Annotated in this window: 15 protein-coding genes; 7 read left to right on the top strand and 8 right to left on the bottom strand. The window is 45.4% G+C overall.

What is annotated here, in order from left to right; translation table 11 throughout:
- Positions 1–286: 286 nt before the first annotated feature.
- From N5E87_RS14760 to N5E87_RS14735, 6 genes are all read right to left on the bottom strand, one after another.
- On the bottom strand, positions 287–2,110 hold the full coding sequence (locus N5E87_RS14760) for a DUF4365 domain-containing protein (protein ID WP_176370282.1): 1,824 nt from the start codon (positions 2,108–2,110) through the stop codon (positions 287–289).
- 711 nt (positions 2,111–2,821) lie between these two features.
- On the bottom strand, positions 2,822–3,250 hold the full coding sequence (locus tag N5E87_RS14755; RefSeq protein ID WP_086902316.1) for a DUF3192 domain-containing protein: 429 nt from the start codon (positions 3,248–3,250) through the stop codon (positions 2,822–2,824).
- Positions 3,251–3,360: 110 nt separating this feature from the next.
- On the bottom strand, positions 3,361–4,143 hold the full coding sequence (xni, locus tag N5E87_RS14750) for a flap endonuclease Xni (protein ID WP_086902317.1): 783 nt from the start codon (positions 4,141–4,143) through the stop codon (positions 3,361–3,363).
- A gap of 14 nt (positions 4,144–4,157) precedes the next feature.
- A complete protein-coding gene (gene ppnN, locus N5E87_RS14745; protein ID WP_086902318.1) occupies positions 4,158–5,513 on the bottom strand; it encodes a nucleotide 5'-monophosphate nucleosidase PpnN in 1,356 nt (451 codons plus the stop codon).
- Positions 5,514–5,569: 56 nt separating this feature from the next.
- Complete coding sequence (locus N5E87_RS14740) at positions 5,570–7,126, bottom strand: GGDEF domain-containing protein (protein WP_086902319.1); 1,557 nt, start codon at positions 7,124–7,126, stop codon at positions 5,570–5,572.
- A gap of 149 nt (positions 7,127–7,275) precedes the next feature.
- Entirely contained in the window at positions 7,276–9,438 is a 2,163-nt protein-coding gene (locus N5E87_RS14735; protein ID WP_086902320.1) for a tetratricopeptide repeat protein, read from the bottom strand.
- A 140-nt stretch (positions 9,439–9,578) separates the two neighbouring features.
- Between N5E87_RS14735 and N5E87_RS14730 the strand changes: the two genes are divergently transcribed.
- Positions 9,579–11,390 (top strand): PDZ domain-containing protein, encoded by a 1,812-nt coding sequence (locus tag N5E87_RS14730; protein ID WP_279775371.1) that lies wholly within the window; start codon positions 9,579–9,581, stop codon positions 11,388–11,390.
- 212 nt (positions 11,391–11,602) lie between these two features.
- On the opposite strand, the gene rdgC is transcribed toward N5E87_RS14730, so the two are convergent.
- Positions 11,603–12,517 (bottom strand): recombination-associated protein RdgC, encoded by a 915-nt coding sequence (rdgC, locus tag N5E87_RS14725; protein WP_086902322.1) that lies wholly within the window; start codon positions 12,515–12,517, stop codon positions 11,603–11,605.
- 292 nt (positions 12,518–12,809) lie between these two features.
- Here rdgC and N5E87_RS14720 point away from each other — a divergent pair, with 292 nt between their 5' ends.
- From N5E87_RS14720 to N5E87_RS14700, 5 genes are all read left to right on the top strand, one after another.
- On the top strand, positions 12,810–13,784 hold the full coding sequence (locus N5E87_RS14720) for a porin (protein WP_176370283.1): 975 nt from the start codon (positions 12,810–12,812) through the stop codon (positions 13,782–13,784).
- A 185-nt stretch (positions 13,785–13,969) separates the two neighbouring features.
- Entirely contained in the window at positions 13,970–14,659 is a 690-nt protein-coding gene (gene phoB, locus N5E87_RS14715; RefSeq protein ID WP_011623460.1) for a phosphate regulon transcriptional regulator PhoB, read from the top strand.
- A gap of 80 nt (positions 14,660–14,739) precedes the next feature.
- Positions 14,740–16,038, top strand: coding sequence for a phosphate regulon sensor histidine kinase PhoR (phoR, locus tag N5E87_RS14710; protein ID WP_086902324.1), 1,299 nt, complete (start codon positions 14,740–14,742; stop codon positions 16,036–16,038).
- A 226-nt stretch (positions 16,039–16,264) separates the two neighbouring features.
- A complete protein-coding gene (locus N5E87_RS14705; protein ID WP_011626766.1) occupies positions 16,265–17,236 on the top strand; it encodes a phosphate ABC transporter substrate-binding protein PstS family protein in 972 nt (323 codons plus the stop codon).
- Between the two features lie 468 nt (positions 17,237–17,704).
- The gene (locus tag N5E87_RS14700; protein ID WP_086902325.1) at positions 17,705–19,522 is read left to right on the top strand and encodes a M1 family metallopeptidase; all 1,818 of its coding nucleotides are present in this window, start codon (positions 17,705–17,707) and stop codon (positions 19,520–19,522) included.
- Positions 19,523–20,121: 599 nt separating this feature from the next.
- On the opposite strand, the gene N5E87_RS14695 is transcribed toward N5E87_RS14700, so the two are convergent.
- The gene (locus N5E87_RS14695; RefSeq protein WP_086902326.1) at positions 20,122–20,607 is read right to left on the bottom strand and encodes a glutathione peroxidase; all 486 of its coding nucleotides are present in this window, start codon (positions 20,605–20,607) and stop codon (positions 20,122–20,124) included.
- Positions 20,608–20,754: 147 nt separating this feature from the next.
- Between N5E87_RS14695 and N5E87_RS14690 the strand changes: the two genes are divergently transcribed.
- A complete protein-coding gene (locus tag N5E87_RS14690) occupies positions 20,755–22,125 on the top strand; it encodes a magnesium transporter (RefSeq protein ID WP_011626763.1) in 1,371 nt (456 codons plus the stop codon).
- Positions 22,126–22,129: the final 4 nt, after the last annotated feature.

Here is a 22,129-nt window from a genome sequence, read left to right as displayed (position 1 = left end):
AACGCCACCGAAAGGTGGCGTTTTTTATGGCAATAAGGGCGCGAGCTAGCTCATTGAAATAGTCCTTTTGTACTCTTGGAATTACCATGGCTCACCTGTTTAGCATTAGCGTAGTCTGTAAGTTTTAAAGAAATACAAAGCATGCTTTGGGACATTTTCGAGTTAAAGCCTTAACTCTATCTCGACCGTTTCGGATAAAAAAATTTATGGGTTAACTCCGTGTTCTAGGGCAAATTTTGGCGCGCAGTGAAAAATTTTTCCGCCAGCAGCGCCTTGTTAACTGCAATTACATCGAATCGATTTCGGTAATGATATCTTTATGCTTCTTAATCTCTTCATTCTGCCACTTGCTATTCCAGCTCCAATCATCAGAACGCGGTTTCTTATATTCACAACCTTTACAATACTGGTTTTCAAAGCCATATTCTTTAATTGGAGACTTATAGATATTATCCAAAGCCCAGCCACCCATAGCATGACCGAATTTGCTACAGTATATCCATTTCATGGCGGCAGACGGTAACCCGACCATTCTAGCTGGTATGCCCCGTGAACCAGAAGGAAAGACAACTATATGTTCACAATCCCTCAAAACTCTCTCTGGATTATAATCTTTTAGACCTTGATTAATTATCTGACCCATTTCGTCATCAGGATCATCATAATTGAATCCAAGTGCCTTAGCCCTTTCCCGATAGAATTTTAACTCTTCTTCTGGCGTAGCATCCTCATTGGTTCTTTTTATGTCTAATTTTATCCTTGCAATCGTATCTGTAACACTGGCCCTTATTGATTCATGTCTAATACTCTTTGCCAGCTCGTTGGATTCATCCAAGAGAAAATCAGCATCACTTGTGTGCAATTTAAAAGTAGAATTCAAAATAATTATTTCTGCAATAAAATTTTCTTTTTCTAATTCCCTTGCCAGATTAACAGCTAGGTCTATGCAAAATTTTAACCACGAATATAAATAGTGGGCTTGCTGCTCTAGACCATCAAGCGACAGCCTATGTGCAAATATGGCTATTTTTGAACCAACTCTCGGGAGAGTTTCTAGCAATAAGTATTTATTCCCAGACAAAATTATTCTGTTAGTCAGATGGATAACTTTTTCCACTTCTCTTGCTGCTTTCAACACTACTTGAGATCTTGAAAAGTCAACTACCCACCTTGTCAAATCATCATTTTCTGTCATTTTGGCTGACAGATAATAATGATAGTCGGCATCTACTGAAAAATTTAACTTAATACTACGAAGCAATAAAATTGAATATAATCTGATATGTTCAGCTGCTTTGTTGTCTCTAACAAGATTGAGAAGTAATACATATAGATTTAAACAAAGGCTTTGGTATTCCTCAGACCTTGGATCCACTTTTTGCAAATAGACACGTTCGATATAGAGTCCAGCACAAAACCTGGTTTCTAATTTTTCAGTTGCTGAGATTAGAACATCTTTAGCGCTATCAAACAAAGCATCAAAATCTCCACTGACATATAGTCTTTCAAAAGACTCACTAAACAAATGGAAGTTCAATTGCTTTGACTTTTCGAGCATTTCTGCAATGAGGTCATTTGGAGATTTTTTAACTATCGCATCGATTGGCGATGTCATCCGACTTAAAGCACTTACCCGCAGCCAGTTCATATTGGCATCAACCGCGGCCAAAAGTTCTCCATATTTATCAGGAAGACAATCAGTAACGGGAATGTGAACAGAAACAGTCTTTTGATTACTACTCAAAGCCGATGACATTATTTCTCTTAGTTGTGCATCATCTTGTAAACTCTTCCAGAAAATCTGCTCTTTTGTCACATCCACTACAATTAGAATTACTGGAATCTCAACTTCTTGCATGTAATACTTCAATCTTTCAAGCTTGAGGCTGAATGAAACCATGCTTCCGTTTTCAATAAATGAAACTGATTCTTGGCCTTTTATCTGTGCCTTAAATATGAATCCTGTTACTTGGTCAGATTCGTTCGCTAGTTCGATCTCCCCGTCAATTCCGTAGTCTTCTTGATCTTCCTGCGACCGAAATATCCAATGGTCCGGTAAGTGATACTCAAATATTCTGCCAGCTTTTCGTCCTATTTCTTTAGCGTTCAATAGCACTCTCCTTTTCTGGGCAGTTAACGTCTTAGTATTTATGCACTATTTATCATATTACATCAGTTAAAACGCGCACGGTTAACTACTTGTATACAAAGAACTTATCAGTTTTTTATTAAATACACCATCAGAAAAAAAGCGCATGGGCGTTTTCTAAACCTATTAGGTAAAATTCTGTTACTATATTCACCTGATTTTATAGGGTTTTATTTATTGCGGATGGAATTAGTGCGCACTGATTTTGTCTTAAAATCATACTAAAATACTTAAATTTAAATATGACTGTATACCCATACATTGTTAGCCAATTTCTGGTAAGGCTAAACATAGGCAAATAGATAAGAATATTTATGGGAGCAGGAGTGGGAATTTTCGATTGAGCTAACGAGCCGAAAATCGGAATGGGGCAATTGCTTTTTAGCTGAACAACCGCTAGAGGGGTAGTTAGGATTGACATTGTTGTGCCTGTGACCTTTTAAAACATCTAGGTTTTAGTCGAGCCTCAGAGACGGTTTTTAATAAATTAAAGGATGGCGTGTCACAGGGGAAAATAACAATTCATCCTACACACCTAGCGATAAAGTTATCTCGCCTCCAAGCAGTTCTGGAACATAAATGGCAATATATTGATTTACATTGCCATTTTTGGAGATAGCTTAATAAGCTTTGGATATTTAGCTTAGGGATGATGGCGATATCAGAACCAAATCAATTTTTGCTTGAGCTTTCAGCTTCTTTGGCGGTGCGGTTAACGATATCGGTGCCAGCTTCGAGATACTGTTTATAGGTATCATCACCCCAGGCCACGAGTTTATCGTCTTTAAAAATCAGTGGTGTGCATTCTTCTTTGGTGGTCACGCCATCGGATTTTTCATGGTGAGTACGATAAAACAGCACTTGTAGCTGGCCATCCTTAAGGGATTTGGCTTCCGTAAAGTCGGCCTTGCCAAATAGGGTTTTGACGGCGGAAATATCCTGCCCTAGGGTTAACTCGTTTAATTTCTGGCTGTTATAAACTTGCCTGTCTTTCCAATCCATTTCATCAGGGGTGGGCTCATATACCAGCACCACAACCGCGACGAAGGCGACATACGCGGCAAATATACTACCAATAATGACCGAAGTTTTTGATTTCATTGAATCTAATTCCTTTGCATATCCAATGTACTATCTGGCAAGTCAATAAAATACGCCTTTGATGGCCTAAGGTAAACGGCTTTATTGCAACTTAGTGTTAACAAGAGGCGCTAATCGACCTGCGGCGTATTAGCGGGGCTGTTAACCCTATAATCCTTGAGGTTGATGTTTAAGGGTAAATCAGTTTGTAGCTGGGCTAATTTATAACTAAGGCGCGCCATATCTCGGCCTTCAGCCAGTTTCTTGGCTTGTTTAGCGCCAAGATTGGGCAGCGAAGAAAACAACGCCGCTAGGGTTCTGAAGGTTCGCAGTAATTCTGCCGCCGATTTTGGGCCTATGCCTGCGATGCCAGGGATTTTATTGCCGCTATCACCCGCCAGTGCCATTAAATCAAGGAATTGGCTGCGATCGACGCCCAATTTTTGCTCAAGCTCAGCGATGTTGAGGTACTGCTGATTAAAATGATCCCATTGGCTGATACGCGGGTGATTGAGTTGGCTGAAGCCTTTATCGGTCGACACGATAACGGCCTCACCTTGGGCTTTGGCGGTTTTCATCGCAAGGGTAGCTATAACATCATCGGCCTCGGCTGCGGCATAAATCGATTGGATTGGTAAGCTTTTCAGGTGTTCCTGCAGTGCTGGTAAGCCCGCTGCCAGAGGCTCGGGCATAGGTTTACGGCCCTTTTTATAATCGGGGTAAAGCTGTTTACGCCAGGAGATCTCATCACCATCCCAGACAATGGCGACATGGGTCGGGTGGTGAATGCGCAGCAGTTTAGTGCAGGCGACACTCACACGCTCCGTTAAACTGTCCATATCGTTCTCATCTGGGATCGCCGCATAAATCCGGCGAACTAAGTTGAGACCATCGATAATTAAAAACTTATTCATTGGCGGTTATTGTTTTACTTCACTATTTGATAGCAGGGAACATAAGCGCTTCCCGGCAGTTTCATCCGATGTTGGGCGACAAAAGCGCCCAGCAAATTGTCCATCAGCTCCATTAAATGTGGATCCCCTTTAATGTGGAAGGGGCCTAGTTGTTCAATCTGCTTGATGGTGTCTGATTTTACATTACCCGCCACGATACCCGAAAACGCTTTACGCAAATTGGCGGCCAGTTCGGCTTTATTGGCCTGATAATGTAAATCCAAGTTGGCCATCACCTCGTGGCTAGGGATAAATGGCAATTGGAACTCCGGTTCTATCTTTAGTCCCCATTGATATTGATAGGCATCGCCAGTGGCGCGGCGATGGGTTTTCACTTGCTCCATGCCTTGCTTCATCACCCGCGCGACTTCGGCGGGATTATCTATGATGATTTGATATTTTTGCTGCGCCTGAGGCCCCAATGTGGCGGCGATAAACTCATCAATTTTAATAAAATAATCCGCGCTCTCACTGGGCCCCGTTAGCACCAGTGGGAAGGGGGTTTCCTGATTTTCTTTATTCAGCAAAATACCCAAAATATACAGTAGCTCTTCGGCGGTACCCGCCCCGCCGGGGAAGATAATAATGCCGTGGCCTAGACGCACAAAGGCTTCGAGGCGTTTTTCGATATCGGGTAAAATCACCAGCTCGTTAACAATTTGGTTAGGCGGCTCGGCGGCAATAATACTGGGCTCAGTGAGACCAATATAACGGGCATTCTTAATCCGCTGTTTCGCATGACCAATTGCCGCGCCCTTCATTGGGCCTTCCATCGCGCCAGGGCCACAGCCAGTGCAAATATCGAGTTCTCTTAGGCCAAGCTGATAGCCCACCTCGCGGGTGTATTGATATTCGACGGCATTAATACTGTGGCCACCCCAACAGACGACCACATTGGGGTCTTTCATCGGTGCGATGGCGCGGGCGTTACGCAAAATATCGAACACTACGTTAGTTATGTGGCTCGCGTTAGTGAGATTGATATGTTTAAGGGTGTCGTACTTGTCGCTGATGTAAAGGATATCCCGCAACACCGAAAACAAGTGTTCTTGGATCCCCGTGATAATTTGGCCGTCGACAAAGGCTTGCTCGGGGGGATTGATAAGCTCTAGCTTAACCCCACGTTCACGTTGCAACACATTGATATCGAAGCTCTGGTATTGCTCGAAAAGCGCTTTAGAGTTGTCGGTCTTGAGGCCGGCTGCGAGGACGGCGAGTGAGCAGTTACGATACAGTTGATATAGGGCGCTCTTGGCACTATTTTTGAGGCGATCAACTTCGAGTTGTGAAAGCTGATCCATGCTGCCCTTAGGGCTGACTTTTACTATCATTTATCACTCCTTCGTCTCGACAGGAGTGATAAGAGGCGACGTATAGGCGGACTTTGTTATACGTCAATCACAACCCTGTCTCTGCTTTCATGTTTTGCTTTGTAGAGTGCTGCATCGGCGCGCTCGAAGGTTTCATGTATGAGCTCGTTCCCCATAACCTGCGCAGCCCCTATAGATACTGTAACTGTAATTCGCTGATTTTTAAATTTAAATGGAATATTTTTTACTTTTTCACGGACTCTGTTTAAAAGTTGAGCAATATCACCACCGTCAATATCGGGCAGGATGAGCACAAACTCTTCACCGCCGTAGCGGGCGACAAACTCGGTATCCCGTAGGGAGTTCTTTAATGCCATGGCGATGACCTGCAGGGTTTTATCGCCCGTGCTGTGGCCAAAGCTGTCATTGATACTCTTAAAGTGGTCGATATCGGCCACCGCAATCCACAGTGGGCTTTTATGGCGCTGATAATTGCGATACTCAAGTTCCATACGCTCTTCGAGGGCTGCACGGTTAGGGAGCTGGGTTAAGCTGTCCAATAGATTGAGTTTTTGTTGCTCGAAGAGTCGCTCTTTATAGGTGTTAGCTTCGTTGCTCAGCTCGTTAAGCTCTTTGCGCATGGTTTCCATCGACTTGCGCAGCAAGGCTTGTTCACGCTGCTCTAAGGCTTCTTTGCGGGCGAGGGCGGAGCGAATCGAGCTAAGCTGCTCGGTCAACTGGGCTTTAAGATCGACAATATCGTCGGTGTCGATAATGGCTTCACCCACATTATCGACGCGCGAATTGATTTCACGGTTGAGCTGGGTTTTTAGCTGAAAACTGCGCTGGTTGTGATTATAGGATTCACTCACCACTTCACGTACCGCGGCTAATGCATCGTTTAGGGCGTATAAAAACTCTTGTGAGGCCGATTTTTCGCGGGCGATGTTATCGAGCAGCAGAGATAAAATGGTTTGATAAGCTTCGAGCAAGGTATCGATTTCGACTTCCGATGCCAGCAGCTCTTTAATCACCAGCACTTGGTCGCGTTGATCTTTACGAAACTCGATTTCCGAAATCATCTGCGCCAGTTCGTGGGCGAGTTGCCTGTGCTTAGGCAAGACATCGAGCTTTTCAGTTTCGTTGAACTGCTGCTGCAGGATGGTATCGTAGAAGCCAATGATTTGTTTAACTTTAGGAATATATTCCCACACAGTGTGGAACGGTTTAGAGAGATCTTGCTTGAAGTAGTTAACTTCTTTTTTGAGTTTTTCTGGCGCCGAATTAACCCGTTGGATTTGGCGAATGACTTGAGCAAGCCCTGTGCGGCTTTCTTCCAGTTGCACCATCACGTGGTTGTACTGACCCTTTAACAAGCGTTCAACATCAACCAACTCCGGTAATGCTTCATCGACTCGCTCAAAGGTATTTAGATTGTGGCGAAGTTTGGCAAGTTTATTATCCAGTTCTAAATTCTGCCCTTTGCAGGCAAGACTTAAATGGCCAATAAATTGGAGTAGTGTTTGTAACTTAGCATTCCTGTCTTCGTTTACTTCATCAAGGGCCAATTTTGCCGAGTGAAGTTTTTGCTGAAGCAATGCCAGCTGTGTCACTGTCGCGTTGGAATCCTTCATCCGGAGTATTTTCCTAACTCTGTAGGGCTAACAAGCATGACGTCCTCTGTCCAGATTAGCGGTAAACTCATATGCTTCTAATGTTATAACAATGGCGGTAGAGTGCAAATTGCTTTCCCCATGCCACGATGATTAATTGTCGATATTGATCAAATATTTTCTAATAAATGTCGATCTTGGTTATTTTCCCAGCATGGCCAAATGATGTCGTCTTTGGTTGCGCTGGTGTCGACCCTTATCAGGCCGCGTTCAATCCCTTTTTCGAGGTGCAAAAATAGCGGATCGGCAAAGAGTGTCGGTGGCACAAAATCTAAGGCTCTAAGGCTCACATAATGGCTAGTGTCATTTGGTAAACTGCGCGCGCCTGCGAGTGCCATTTGCAGGGTTTCAAACAGTAATTTAGGGGCTATTTTGATTTCTGCTTTAGTCAACAGCGGTAAGCTTATCCAGCCTAAATTAAAATGATAGCCCATGCCTTTGGTATCCAGCTGTGCCCGCAGTGTTTGTAACGCCCGCTGTGGTTCTTCTGCCTCGGTAAATCTTACGGCAAACAAGCCCTGACGGATCACATACACGGGCATCGACAATGCATTAGTGATATGGCCAGTTAATTGGCGTGTAATGGCATTGGCAAAATATTGGCCGTGATTCAGATCGGTACTGACATGCTCGCGAAATTCAATTAAGGCGAGGGCGGTTGTGGGCGCATTCGCTGTGCTTTGGGCGAGATCCTTTAATAGCGCGGCATATCCCTGATGGTGGGTAAAAGGCTCTTCGAGGCTTAACTGCTGCAGCATGGCGTTTTGGCGTTTGTGTTTACGGCGCTGATTGAGCAGTATGATGATCCCCACTAAGAGTACCGTCGCAATCAGGCCACTAAAGGCGAGCAATTTGTTAGTATTTTTAGTGGTTTCAACCGCATCATTCAGTTTGCCTTGCAACATGCTGAGTTCGAGCTTGAGTTGCTGCTCGGCCAGCACTGAGGCGGAAACCGATGGATCTTTGGCTGTGCTTTCAAGTGCTTCGCTCAATTCGATAATGCGCTTTTGTGTGCTAATCACTTTAGCTTGGTCGTTGAGCTTTTCCGCAGACAGGGCGATTTGTGTCAGCGCCGATTTTTGCTCATCTTGCAGTTTTAAATCACTGGCGAGAGCCAAAGCATTCTCGGCGTGGCTCATCATCAGCGGCCAATCTTCCTTCGATTGGGCAATCTCACCGATAAGCAGTTCGTTATAGACTAAATAGTGATGGCTTTGTTTTTCTTGAAATATCTGATTCGCCATCAATAAGTATTTGAGGGCGTTTACCTCATCATGTAGGTGCGAATAGGCTTGGCCGAGATTGTGAAAATTTAGCCCTTGCGCGATGTAGTTACCGCGTTTGGCGTCGAGCTGCTGGGCATTCAGGTAGTAATCGATGGCGCGGTTCCAATCACCTTGTTCGCCATACACCATGGCGATGACCGTCATACAGCTTGATAAATAAGTGTCGTTGCCCAGTTTTTTGAAACCTGCGGCAGCCTCATGGGCATTCTTTAAGGCTTCATCCCATTGTTTTAAATCCCGATACACCTTCGCCAGTTGCAGCTGCAGGTGGGTTTTCATCGAAGGATAATTGGAGCGATTAGACAGGCGAATCGCTTCGCTATAGTGCTGCAATGACTTAGTGAGTTGTTGATTTTTATTGTAATAATGCCCAAGTTTCGATTCGGCCGCTGCGATAAGGTAGTCGTTTCTAAGCTTGTAGGCGATATCACGGTAGGTATGAAAATGCATTAATGCGGGCACATCTTGGCGGATAACGAGGTGCAAACCGCCTAAATGTTCATGAATGGTGTGCTTTAGCAGCATGGATTCCACATCATAACTGTCGTTAATCCGTGTTAGCGCCTCATTATAAAATGCGATGGCCTCTTGGTATTTTTGTTCGGTACGGCCGATATAACGCCCCTTGAGCATAGCGACTGTGGCTTGTTCGAAGGGACTCTGCGCTATGCTTGCCAGTAATTCAATCAGGCTATTGGCGTCTTGAAAGCCAACCTTGGATTTCACATTTGGTTCGAGATTTAACCGCGCAAGCAGTTGCAGAATATGCTCGAATTCATCACTGCTGTAGCCTTGCTCTTGGGCGGCACGTTCAAATTGTTGACGATTCTTAAAGGCAATAGGAAAAGAGATGGACTGGTTAAGTCTGTCATACATCTTCTGCGGCGTTTCACGCAATTCTATTTCTTCGGCCTCAAGATCGGCAGCCAAGGTTTGAAAAGAAATAGACATCAACAAGGTCACGAAAATAACAATGAGTTTATGCATGTGTAGGTGGCCCTATATTCCCTAAGTCAAGGAACTTATTTTGTTAGCTTTTGTTAGCGCCTAATGAGGATGCTACATCGACTTGTTATACTTGGAAAAAATATAAGAAGCATAATAACAGAAGACGGAAGGAAGTCAGAGTGAAACCCAGTAGATTATCTATTTTGGTATTAAGTGTATTAGGGTCGGCTAACGTATTTGCCGATGTCGATTACAAAATTGATTTAAGCCAACCAGAACATCACCTTGCGAAGGTGAGTGTGGCCTTCCCCGAGGCTAAAGCGGGTGAGTTCAATGTCAATCTTCCCGTGTGGCGTACGGGCAAATACCAAGTGTTACCTTTATCTGACGGTGTGCGTTTATTTAGCGCCACCGACGCACGAGGCAACGCGCTGCCATGGAAGCGCACCGCCAGTGGTGAATGGCAAATTGTCCTCGATAAGCCCACAAGTGTGACAGTGAATTATCAGCTCTATGCCAATGAATTAGGTCAACGTGTGCGTCATATCGATGCTACCCACGCCTATTTAGATGCCAGTGGCGTATTTATGTATAGCCCGCAATTTCGAGCCGATGCTGTCGCAGTACAGTTAACGGTTCCCGAGAACTGGCAAAGTTATTCGGGTATGTCGTCAGGCAACGCGGCGCATTCCTTTGTGGCGCCTAATTATGATGTGTTGATTGATTCGCCCATCGAAACCGGCGTGAGCACCCACAAAACCTTCAGTGCCAATGGTAAAGACTATGAGTTAGTACTGTGGGGCGAAGGCAACTACGATGCCGACAAGGTGGTGAAAGATTTAACCGCGCTGAGTGGTCAAGCCAAGGCGATTTGGGATGGTTATCCCTTTGATCGTTATGTGTATATGGTACATGCCACTAGCGGCGCGAGTGGCGCAACCGAACATTTGAACTCGACGGTCATCCAACTGCCTCGGTTTAGTTTTCGCGAGCGTAAGGACTACCTACGCTTTATCAGCACAGCCTCCCATGAGTTTATCCATACCTGGAACGTTAAAGCCTATCGTCCAGCGGGTTTGGTCCCTTACGATTATCAGCATGAAAACATGACCGAACTTTTGTGGATTGCCGAGGGCTCGACCAGTTATTTCCAAGGTCAGTTACTGCTGCGTGCAGGAGTGATGACGCCTAAGGAGTTTTTAGAAGATCTCGCTAAACGCATTGAGAAGAGTGAGCTGACTCCCGGACGCGAAATTCAATCTGTGGCCGAGGCCAGTTTAGGAGAGTGGAGCAGCACGGGTGGTGATTATGCCATTAACCATAGTGTGAATATTTACTCTGAAGGTTATCTAGCCTCACTGGCGCTGGATTTCTCCCTGCTGACTGACTCGAATCTTGCCCACTCATATCGCGATGTTCATCGTAAACTCTATCAGGATTACCGCGTGCCTAAGGGTTACACTGTGGCCGATGTGCAGCAAATACTGAAGGACTTATCGGGTAAGGATTATGGCCCCTGGTGGCAGAGCCATGTGAATAGTCCTCTAAGTCTTGAGTTTTCAGGCCTGTTGTCTCAGGCAGGTTTAGTGATGTCCTATGGTAAAGACTCTAAAGCTGAGCCTTTTACGGGCATGACCTTAAGTAGCGAGCATGGCTCTTTAGTGCTTTCTCAAGTCTTGCGTAATGGCCCCGCTTGGCAGGCCGGTATTGTGGCAGGAGATGAGATCCTCGCGATTAATGGCTTAAAGGTCACGGCACAAGGTTTTGATAAACGCATTAAAGACTTTAAAGTGGGTGATAAAGTTGAAATCACCTTATTTAACAACGACAAAATCAAGCAAGTGGCGTTAACCTTAGGTGAGAAACAAAGCGGTAAGCTAGTGCTAAAAGGCGATGCAAAGGCGACTAAGCAGCAAAAAGCCTTCTTCAAAGCCTGGCTTGGCATTGATTGGCCGTTCGATAATAAGGGTGAGCTGCTGACGAAAAGCTAGTTCGTTTGCGATTTGAGTGAGTGGCCATAGAGGTTGGTTCACTCGAATCGCTGCCAACGTGTTATTTCTGTCATAGAGACTAAAAAGGCGCCGCAGTGAACTGAGTCCACTGCGGCGCCTTTTTAGATTATTTCGCTTAATTTCACTTAAGCTCGTTTGGCGCTTTCGCTAAATATGGTTGTGTGCTTTATCAGCTTGCTTAAGCGTTAAGGCTAAGCTTGAGTCTCTTCAAGGCCACCTAATGCCGAAACCAGTGCGTGCATCAGCGCCACTAACTCACTGCCCATTAAGGCAAAGTCGGCATCGAGACGCGCCATTGGATCTTCATTCCCTAGCTCATCATTACCCGCTCTAAATTCTTCGGAGAATTTTAAGCGTTTTACGCTGGCATCGGATTGCAGCAGTAGCGCAATCGATTGGCCAAAGTGCAGGGCGAGTTTATGCACTTCTTTGCCGGTTTCAAGGTGGGCAAGTACTTCATCTTCTTTTAGATCTTGCTGCTTAAAGCGCACGATACCGCCTTCATCGGCGGCCGATTTCAACTCGGCTTCATCTTGCATTTCAAAGGGTAAGGGCGCGCTGCCGTCCTTTAACCATTGAGTGAGGTTGGATTCAACTGGCGCTTTAAAGCTTAATGGGATCACAGGCAAGCTGCCTAAGGCCTTACGTAATAAAGCTAATAATTCTTCGGCCTTAGTGGCACTAGAGCTGTCAACGAGGATCATTTCCAACTCAGGTAAAATCAGCGCGCGAGTTTGGCTGCGACGCGAAAAGGCGCGTGGCAATAGGCTAGTGATGATTTCATCTTTCAGCGCATCTTTTTCTTTTTTAGCGAGTTTACGATTTTCTTCGTCTTCAATTTGTGCCACTTTTTCTTCTAATGATTCTTTAATCACTTGACCAGGAAGAATTTTTTCTTCTTTAGTGACACAGATTAGATGACGATTGTTGGCGCTGTGCACTAAGGTGCTGCCCTGTTTACCTAAGGCATTGGAAAACCCAAATTTGCTGACGTCTTGGCTGCCGCACGGGGAAAATGTGAAATCGGCAAGTGCGGTTTCAAGTGCTTCTGTCTCGATGGAAAAAGGTTTATTGAAACGATAAAGAGTAAGATTTTTAAACCACATAAGATGCGCTCATTGGAAAAATAAAGTCGCAGTTTACGGCATAGTTGCGGCGGGGTAAACCTACCTGAAATCGTTAAATTTTGCCTTAGTTGCAGAATTCATCAAAATGTAACATTGAGAAAAACTCAGCTATAACCCTTGGTGTTAATGGGTTTTGTCTTTTGTAGGTGGTGCGGTTTTATGGTGGTAGTCCTAAGTTGTCACAATTGAAATAAAACTGAAACAGATTCATTGCAAACTTTCGGTCGTTCCAAACCAATAACCAAGACGAACATAACGTCGAAAGGATTAAATGATGAACGTTTTTTGTAAAACTCTACTTGCTTCTGCGCTAGCCTCTGCAACTCTGGCTTCTGCTTATGCCGCTGAGCCACTGACTGTTTATGGTAAGTTGAATGTTAGCGCTCAATCAAACGATGAGAATGGTGACGCTACAACAACTATTCAAAGTAATGCTTCTCGTTTTGGTGTGAAGGGTGATTTCGAATTATCAAGTTCACTTACCGCTTTCTATACTGTTGAGTATCAAGTAGATACTGGTAATGCATCAAGCGACAACTTTACTGCGCGTAATCAATTTGTTGGTTTAAAAGGCGACTTTGGTTCGTTCTCTGTTGGTCGTAACGATACTTTGCTGAAGATTTCTCAAGGTGGTGTTGACCAATTCAATGACTTTATGAATTCTGGTGACCTGGCTAAATTGTTTAAAGGTGAAGTTCGTGCTGCGCAAACGGCAACTTACTTAACCCCTTCCTTTGGTGACTTTGTGTTTGGTGTCACTTATGTTGCGGAAGGTAATGATGTTAAAAGTCAATTTGCTCAAGATGGTTTCAGTGCTGCCGCCATGTATGGTGACGCTAAGTTAAAGAAAACCGCTGTCTATGCAGCCCTTGCCTACGATTCTGATGTGTCTGGATATGAAATCGTGCGCGCTAGCTTACAAACCAAGTTAGCAGGCATCACATTGGGTGGTATGTATCAGCAGCAGGAACAAACGTACAAATACAATGCAACAACGGGCCAACCAGTTGAGGTGTCTGCAGACAGTGCGACTGGCTACCTGTTAAGTGCTGCTTATGATATCAATGCTGTGACATTAAAAGCCCAATACCAAGACATGGAAGACTTAGGTGATTCATGGTCAGTGGGTGCGGACTACAGCTTAGGTAAGCCAACGAAAGTGTTTGCTTTCTATACTAACCGCTCTATGGAAGCGTCTAACGACGATGACAAATACATCGGTGTTGGCTTAGAACACAAGTTCTAATCTCAGCATTAAGGTTGAATTAAGGAGGCTTAGGCCTCCTTTTTTATTGCGATAAACAAACAGTTATATAAACTTAATATGACAATTATCGCGACTATATCGCTTAAGTAGTACGCTAATTCATAAATCTGTAATAAAAATGACTAATAATAGCCGTGTTGACATTCACTGACAGAAAATCACTTATGACTGCAAGGATATTGATAGTAGAAGACGAGTTAGCCATCCGTGAGATGCTGACTTTTGTAATGGAACAGCATGGGTTTACAACCTCTGCGGCGGAAGATTTTGATTCGGCCATTGCGCTGCTAAAGGAGCCTTACCCCGATCTGATTTTGTTGGATTGGATGTTTCCTGGTGGAAGTGGTATTCAATTGGCCAAACGCCTCAAGCAGGATGAGTTTACCCGTCAGATCCCCATTATTATGTTAACCGCTCGCGGTGAAGAGGAAGATAAGGTTAAGGGCCTCGAAGTGGGCGCCGATGACTATATCACTAAACCTTTCTCACCCAAGGAGCTGGTGGCGCGTATCAAGGCAGTGTTGCGCCGTAGCGCTCCGACCCGCCTCGAAGAAACCATCGATGTACAAGGATTGTTACTCGACCCCGTGAGCCACAGGGTGAGTGTTGGCGATACCGTACTCGATATGGGGCCAACGGAATTCCGTTTATTACACTTCTTTATGACACACCCTGAACGTGTTTACAGCCGCGAACAGCTGCTCGATAACGTCTGGGGAACCAATGTGTATGTAGAAGACAGAACCGTCGATGTGCACATCCGTCGCCTGCGTAAAGCGGTCGAAGAGTCGGGTCATGACCGTCTCATTCAAACGGTTCGTGGGGCTGGTTATCGTTTCTCTACACGCATTTAGTGCCAAATAAGAGATAGGCACAGGTTAGCTTTTAAGCTATCTTGTGCTCCTCTTATTTAGCCTGATGTCTGGGTTTACTTATGTTCGACTCTTATTCAGGGTACCGGTTGTTTTCGCGCTTAGCGGTGTTCTTACTGCTTTGTTTGCTAATTGGTTTATTGGTAGGGAAACCCCTCTGGATACTTATCATTGGATTGCTAGGACTGGTGTTCTGGCATTACCGTCAGTTAGCTCGTCTCAATTATTGGTTATGGCGTGATAGAAAATTAACACCTCCCCAGGGCAGTGGCAGTTGGGAAGGGGTGTTTAACGGCATATACCGTTTGCAGGGTAAAAATCGTCGCCGAGTCGGCCAATTAGCCGCCTTACTCGGACGTTTTCGCCAAGGCGCCGAGGCCTTGCCCGATGCGGCAGTCGTGCTTGACTCAGAGCACAATATCTTATGGTGTAACAAGTTAGCGCAGCTGATTTTAGGCTTTGTCTGGCCACAGGATAATGGTCAACGGATTGATAACTTGATCCGTCACCCAGATTTTTCTGCCTACCTTAAGGCGGGGAAATATAAAGATCCATTAGAGTTGGCCTCACCTGTATCGGATAGGCGACTGCTCGAAATTCGCATCATGTCCTATGGTGATAGGCAGCTGCTGTTGATCGCCCGTGATATTACGCGGATAAGACAACTCGAGGGCATGCGTAAAGAATTTGTCGCCAATGTGTCACACGAACTGAAAACCCCGCTTACTGTATTGCAGGGTTATTTAGAGATGATGCAAAGCATGGCCGAACCCGATTCGATGAACGCCAAGCCTTTAGCCCTAATGCAGCAACAGACACGGCGAATGCAGTCGATGGTGGAGCAGCTGTTGGTGTTATCGCGCATCGAAGATGCGGTCGATATTAACCTTGAGAATACGGTGAATATGGCGCAGTTGATGGAGGTCTTGAAGGAAGAGGCCAAGGCACTGGCGCAGGATAAGTACGAACTGAGTTTCCATTGCGAGGCGGGACTCAACTCCCATGGCAATGAGTTACAGCTTAGAAGTGCTTGTTCTAATTTGATTTCGAATGCGATTCGCTACACAGAGCCCGGCGGCAAAATTACCGTGCAATGGCGCAGTGTGGCAACTGGAGGCCTCTTTAGTGTGACGGATACGGGCGAGGGAATTGCGCCGCAGCATATTAGTCGCTTAACCGAACGCTTTTATCGCGTCGACAGTGCGCGCTCAAGGCAAACCGGTGGCAGTGGCCTTGGTTTAGCTATTGTGAAACATGCCCTGAGTCACCACCACAGTGAGCTCAATATCAGTAGTGAATTAGGTAAAGGCAGCACCTTTAGCTTTGTGATCCCACACCATTTAATCGTCCGTAAAAAATAACGGCTGCGCAGACTTAATTTATTTTTATATTTAAAACAGGCCATTAGGGCCTGTTTTGTTTTTATCAGTACTGGGTGATGACCTTTTTTGCAAAAAAATACGAAAAATGTGTTTTGTCATCTAAGTGTCACATCTTGGACATAGAATTGTCATTGTAGCGATTGATACTGGCTGCGTCTGAAGAAACTTAAGTTAGAAATTAGTTAGCTTATTACTGGAGCACATAATGAAACTGAAAAAGCTTGTCGGCGCGATGACCCTCACAGCCGCTGGTGTATTCTCTGCCACTGCAATGGCATCTGTTGATCAATCTCTGCCAACTTACGAGAAAGCAAGTGGTGTATCAGGCAACCTTTCGTCTGTAGGTTCAGATACTTTAGCCAATATGATGACACTGTGGGCTGAAGAATTTAAACAGATGTATCCTAACGTCAACATCCAAATTCAAGCTGCTGGTTCTTCTACTGCGCCACCAGCGTTAACCGAAGGTACTTCACAATTCGGCCCAATGAGCCGCAAGATGAAGCCTAACGAAGAAGAAGCCTTCGAAAAGCACTATGGTTACAAGCCAACAGCAGTTCGTGTTGCGATTGACGCTTTAGCGGTATTCGTACACAAAGATAACCCAATCAAAGGGTTAACTGTTGAACAAGTTGACGGCATTTTCTCTTCTACTCACAAGTGTGGTAGCAGCGATATCCAACGTTGGGGCGAGTTAGGTCTTGACGGTAACTGGTCAGCAAAAGACGTACAACTGTACGGTCGTAACTCAGTATCTGGTACTTACGGTTACTTCAAAGAGCACGCTCTGTGTAAAGGTGACTTCAAGGCCAACGTAAACGAGCAACCAGGTTCTGCTTCTGTAGTTCAGTCAGTTTCTCAATCACTGAACGCTATCGGTTACTCTGGTATCGGTTACAAAACTGCTGGCGTGAAAGCCGTTGCCATCGCGAAGAAAGGTAACGAGTTTATCGAAGCGACTGCAGAAAACGCTGCTAACGGTACTTACCCATTATCACGTTACTTATATGTCTACGTGAACAAGCAACCAAACAAAGACTTAGCACCAATGGAAAAAGAATTCATCCGTTATGTGCTGTCTAAGCAAGGTCAGCAAGTGGTAGAAAAAGACGGTTATGTGACTCTGCCTAAGAGCGTAGTTGCTAAAGATTTAGAACAGTTAGGCATCCGCCTCTAATTCTTAATCGCTAAACCATTAAGGGTCTCTTCGGAGGCCCTTTTTGTTTTGGGAAGATTCATTGCAGCTCAAGACTGAAAAAATGGCATAAAAAAAGCAACCTAATAAGGTTGCTGTAAATTCCAATTCGGAATCCGGGGACGGTCGCGCTAGAAACCATCTAAAGGAGAATGATGATGAACGAAGAAACTCATTGCAAAGATTCGGTTCATAATATCTGACTCAAGGGCGTGAAATTAGTTCAGCAAAAATAGAAAATTTTCGAAAATATTTTTCCTTATAACCTTTATGCATTGAAAAATATGTAAATTTTATTTTTACAGCTTAACTCAAGTCGATGATGGCACGTTATCGACTCAAGCAATGTTACAAAATGCGGATGCGGGAAAGGTTTATTCGATTGCGCAGGAGTAAATCAGCGACCGATAATAGGATTAGCTCATTTACCGATAACAGGTCGCTTAACAAATGCCGCCAGAAAACCAACCAGTCCCAATTGAACCCCAAAACTGGGATCACAACCAAGATTACCATTCATTTGCTAATAGCGACCAAGTACAGGTCACGCACTTATCCCTCGCGCTTAAAGCCGATTTTGTGACTCGTCGTTTGCAGGGGAAGGCAACGCTGTCGCTGCGCTATCTAGAATCACAGGTTGGCGAGTTATGGCTCGATAGTCGCGACTTACACATTTTATCGGTCACGACTGAGGATGAAACGGCGCTGGCATTTCATCTTGAAGCGGCTGATGAGATTCTCGGGCAGAAATTAGTCATCCAGTTACCCCAAGAGCTGTGCGAACAAGTTTGCATTCGCTACCACACCTCGCCGGAGGCTGAAGGGCTGCAGTGGCTTACACCTGAACAAACAGCGGGCAAAGCATTACCTTATCTCTTTAGTCAGTCTCAGCCCATTAATGCTCGCAGTTGGATCCCTCTGCAAGATACGCCAAAGGTGCGAATAACCTTCGATGCGCACCTTGAGGTGCCAAAGGGCATGCGTGCCGTGATGAGTGCAATGAACGACCCGGATACACCGCTCGAGGGGCAATTCCAATTCGAGATGGAAAAGCCCATTCCCACCCATTTGCTGGCTTTAGCGGTGGGCGACTTAGCCTTTCAAGCCATAGGTCCGCGCAGCGGCGTGTATACCGAACCTTGCATGTTAGAGGCCGCGGCTACTGAGTTTGCCGATACTGAGCATATGCTGGATGTGGCGCAATCGCTCTTAGGCCCTTATGCATGGGGGCGTTATGACATGATCATCTTGCCACCGAGCTTTCCCTTTGGTGGCATGGAAAACCCGCGTTTAGCCTTTTTAACCCCAACCCTGATTGCGGGGGATAAAAGCTTAGTGTCGACCGTGGCCCATGAGTTGGCACACTCGTGGACGGGCAATTTGGTGAGCAATGCCACATGGCGCGATCTCTGGTTGAATGAAGGCTTTACAACCTATTTCACCAATCGAATTGTCGAAGCCGTTTATGGTAAGGAGCAGGCCGAGCTGGAATGGGTCATTGAATTTGGCCGATTAATCGAAGAAATGGCCATGTTACCGCGCCACAGGCAAACCCTGCCCGCGAATGTGCAGCAGGCCGATCCTAATTTGGCCTTTAACCGTTTTACCTACGATAAGGCATCGATGTTCGTCCATGAGCTAGAGCATCGCCTCGGTCGCGTCGAATTTGATAAGTTTCTGTTTGCCTATGTGCAGCACTTTGCCTTTAAGGCGATCACCACAGAAGTGTTTGTGGAATATGCGAAAGTCGCTTTAGTTGAAGCCTATCCCGATAAAATTAGCGAAGCTGAGCTGCTGGAATGGATTTATGGCGAAGGGTTACCGCAAGGTTATGTGGGGCCCACATCACGAAGTTTAGATAAGGTCGATAGCGCCTTGGATGACTTCTTACAGGGCAAAGCGGCCAGCGAGCTTAAAGTTAAGGGCTGGCGAGTCCACCATTGGCAATACTTTTTGACTCAATTGCCCGAAGTGGTGTCGCAGGTACAACTCATGGATTTGGACGATACCTTTAAGTTCACCGAGTCTAGTAACGCTGAAATTGCCTGCGATTGGTTTAGGGTCGCTATCCGCAATCATTATGATCCAGTGCTGCCCGCCTTAAGTGCGTATTTACAGCGCATTGGCCGCGGTAAGTTTGTCCGTCCACTTTATGCTGAATTGCAGGTTGCGGGATACCACGCGGAGTTACAACAAATCTATGCCAATGCGCGGGCGGGATACCATCCTTCGATTCAAGTGCAACTGGATAGAATGCTGAAGGGGTAAAATACAGATAAAAAAATGGCAACCTAAGGTTGCCATAAAAGAATCAAAGTAGGAGACAAAGGAATGCAGTGCGCTAGCGTGTATTCGATTGTTTCCCAAAAGGGAGATGATGATGAACGACCAACCAATTCGACTCTATGCAATAACTTGAAACTGTTTCATTGAATTAAACGGCGGGTTTTATCCATTTAATCCTTTGCTAAACTTTTCATTTAGCAATCAATTCTGCATCAAAGCGGATTTGTTAATCCTTACATATAGTCAGACTAAGACCTTTTGATAAAGTTCAGTTGGCGGCTAAAAAATTTTAAATTTATTTTTGGGCTTGCTGACATCAGCAAATTGAGTCGCTGGGTAGCAGCTACATTTATTTTACATATAAAACATAGACATAAAAAAAGGCAACCAATTGGTTGCCTAGTGACCTATTCCTAGGTCAAGGGGGCTGCGCTAGAAGCCCCAGGGAGAATGATGAACATGAAAAAGACATTCGCTGTTCAATATGTTTGAGGGGCTTATAGAATTAAAGTTCCATTGAAAATAAAAAATAACTTAAATTTTTTATTTAATAATAAAATTTCAATGGGATAGCGTGCGGATTATTTTAAAAGTGCTTCTATCTTGTCACTAATGGCCTCTGGTTTTGTGGTTGGCGCAAAGCGAGCGACCACTTCGCCCTGGCGATTAATTAAGAATTTAGTGAAATTCCACTTAATGCGTTCCGTGCCTAATACGCCTGGAGCCGCTTTTTTGAGGTACTGGTATAAAGGGTGAGTGTGCTCACCGTTTACCTCGATTTTCGAAAACAGTGGAAAGCTCACGCCAAAGTTGAGTTCACAAAAACTTTGGATGCCTTTCTCGTCGGCTTTTTCTTGGGCGCCAAACTGATTGCATGGGAAGCCTAAAACCATCAATCCCTGCGCTTTATATTTTTGATAGAGCGCTTCTAAGCCCTTGTACTGTGGTGTAAAACCGCACTCACTGGCGGTATTCACAATTAAGATCACTTTGCCTTGATATTGCGCTAGTGCCGTTGGATTGCCTTGAATGTCGTTTGCGCTATGGCTATAGATAGTCGATGTCATCATTACCTCCTTAGGTGTGGTGATTAGCATAAATAATAGTTTGATTGTTATCAATTGATTTGTGTGCAATTTATTTTGTGGGTTTGCTAATCTTCTTCAATATCAATATAGTTACGCTAATTTTTATCTCAGCAGAAGGGCGTTTATGTGACTGAACATGAAGCCGAATACGAAACAAACACACAGGCCGATGTCGGGCAGGTTGTTCAGCAACTCACTGAAGTTGAAGGTGAAGAACAGGCTGAAGTGTTCAGTGAAATCTTAAATGAAGCTGAGCCTGGCACAGTTGCCTTAGTGCTGGAGTCTTTACCCTTAGACGAGCGTTACGAGCGTTGGCAACAGGTTGAGTTTAGTGACCGTGTGACAGTGCTGAGTTTAATGCGCGCCGATCCGCGTATGGGGATCCTAAAGCAGATGCCCGACAATGAGGTGGATCTGCTGTTTGCGCAGCTCAGTCCCGAGGATTTGATTGAGTGGAGTGATTATCTCCCTGAAAGTTTTACCGACCGCGCCTTGGCACAAATGGGCGAACGCCAGCGTCAGCGCTTCGAGTTGTACGACCAATATTCGGAAAACGAGATTGGTCGTTATACCGATCATCAAATGTTAGTGCTCAGCGATAAGGCGACTGTGGCCCAAGCGCAGCGATTTTTCAGACGAATCGAACTCGACTGTAACGACAACTTATTTATCGTCGATGAGGCGGATAAATACCTAGGTACGGTCAGGCGTTATGATATTTTCAAGCATGATCCCTCTGAACCGCTGATTTCACTGTTATCGGAAGATAGCCGCGCCTTAACCGCAGATACGACGCTACTCGATGCCGCCGAGGCAATTGAACACAGCCGCGAAATTGAGTTACCGGTTATTGATGAGGCTGGGGAGCTGATTGGCCGTGTCACCCTGAGGGCCGCTACCGCCTTAGTGCGTGAACATTACGAAGCGCAATTAATGGCAACCGCGGGTATGGATGAGTCCGACGACTTATTCGCCCCGATCATCAAAGGTGCGCAGCGCCGCGCCGTATGGTTAGGGATTAACTTACTCACGGCATTTTTAGCCTCGGCAACCATTGGGTTATTTGAGAACGTCTTATCGCAAGTGGTGGCACTTGCGGTGTTGATGCCGATAGTGGCGTCCATGGGCGGGATTGCGGGGAGTCAGTCGCTCACCTTGATGATCCGCGGTATGGCGATGGGGCAGATCTCTGCGGGTAACTTATTCTCGTTAATGAAGAACGAGTTAGGCATTGGCTTAGTCAATGGTACCCTCTGGGCAATTGTGATTGGACTCGTGGCGGGCTGGTGGTTTGCCGACAGCACCATAGGCATAGTGATAGGTTGCGCGATTTTGATCAATATGGCGGTCGCGGCGCTGGCAGGGGTGTTTGTCCCTATGGTGTTGCAGCGTTTTAACCAAGATGCGGCGCTCTCAGGCTCAGTGATTTTAACCACAGTGACCGACGTGGTGGGTTTTTTCACTTTCCTCGGCATGGCGACGATACTGTATCTCTAAGTGG

Origin of the sequence: Shewanella sp. GD03713 (assembly GCF_029843705.1) — a bacterium.
In the GTDB taxonomy this organism is placed as follows: domain Bacteria; phylum Pseudomonadota; class Gammaproteobacteria; order Enterobacterales; family Shewanellaceae; genus Shewanella.
The sequence above is the reverse complement of the archived record's forward strand: the minus strand, read 5'-3'. Positions and strand labels throughout refer to the sequence as shown.

Coding starts and splice junctions, on each gene's coding strand:
- phoR (WP_086902324.1), top strand. CDS start 14,740: ATGTTCGACTCTTATTCAGGGTACCGGTTGTTTTCGCGCTTAGCGGTG.
- N5E87_RS14700 (WP_086902325.1), top strand. CDS start 17,705: ATGCCGCCAGAAAACCAACCAGTCCCAATTGAACCCCAAAACTGGGAT.
- N5E87_RS14740 (WP_086902319.1), bottom strand. CDS start 7,126: ATGAAGGATTCCAACGCGACAGTGACACAGCTGGCATTGCTTCAGCAA.
- N5E87_RS14755 (WP_086902316.1), bottom strand. CDS start 3,250: ATGAAATCAAAAACTTCGGTCATTATTGGTAGTATATTTGCCGCGTAT.
- rdgC (WP_086902322.1), bottom strand. CDS start 12,517: ATGTGGTTTAAAAATCTTACTCTTTATCGTTTCAATAAACCTTTTTCC.
- phoB (WP_011623460.1), top strand. CDS start 13,970: ATGACTGCAAGGATATTGATAGTAGAAGACGAGTTAGCCATCCGTGAG.
- N5E87_RS14705 (WP_011626766.1), top strand. CDS start 16,265: ATGAAACTGAAAAAGCTTGTCGGCGCGATGACCCTCACAGCCGCTGGT.
- N5E87_RS14735 (WP_086902320.1), bottom strand. CDS start 9,438: ATGCATAAACTCATTGTTATTTTCGTGACCTTGTTGATGTCTATTTCT.
- ppnN (WP_086902318.1), bottom strand. CDS start 5,513: ATGATAGTAAAAGTCAGCCCTAAGGGCAGCATGGATCAGCTTTCACAA.
- N5E87_RS14720 (WP_176370283.1), top strand. CDS start 12,810: ATGATGAACGTTTTTTGTAAAACTCTACTTGCTTCTGCGCTAGCCTCT.
- N5E87_RS14695 (WP_086902326.1), bottom strand. CDS start 20,607: ATGACATCGACTATCTATAGCCATAGCGCAAACGACATTCAAGGCAAT.
- xni (WP_086902317.1), bottom strand. CDS start 4,143: ATGAATAAGTTTTTAATTATCGATGGTCTCAACTTAGTTCGCCGGATT.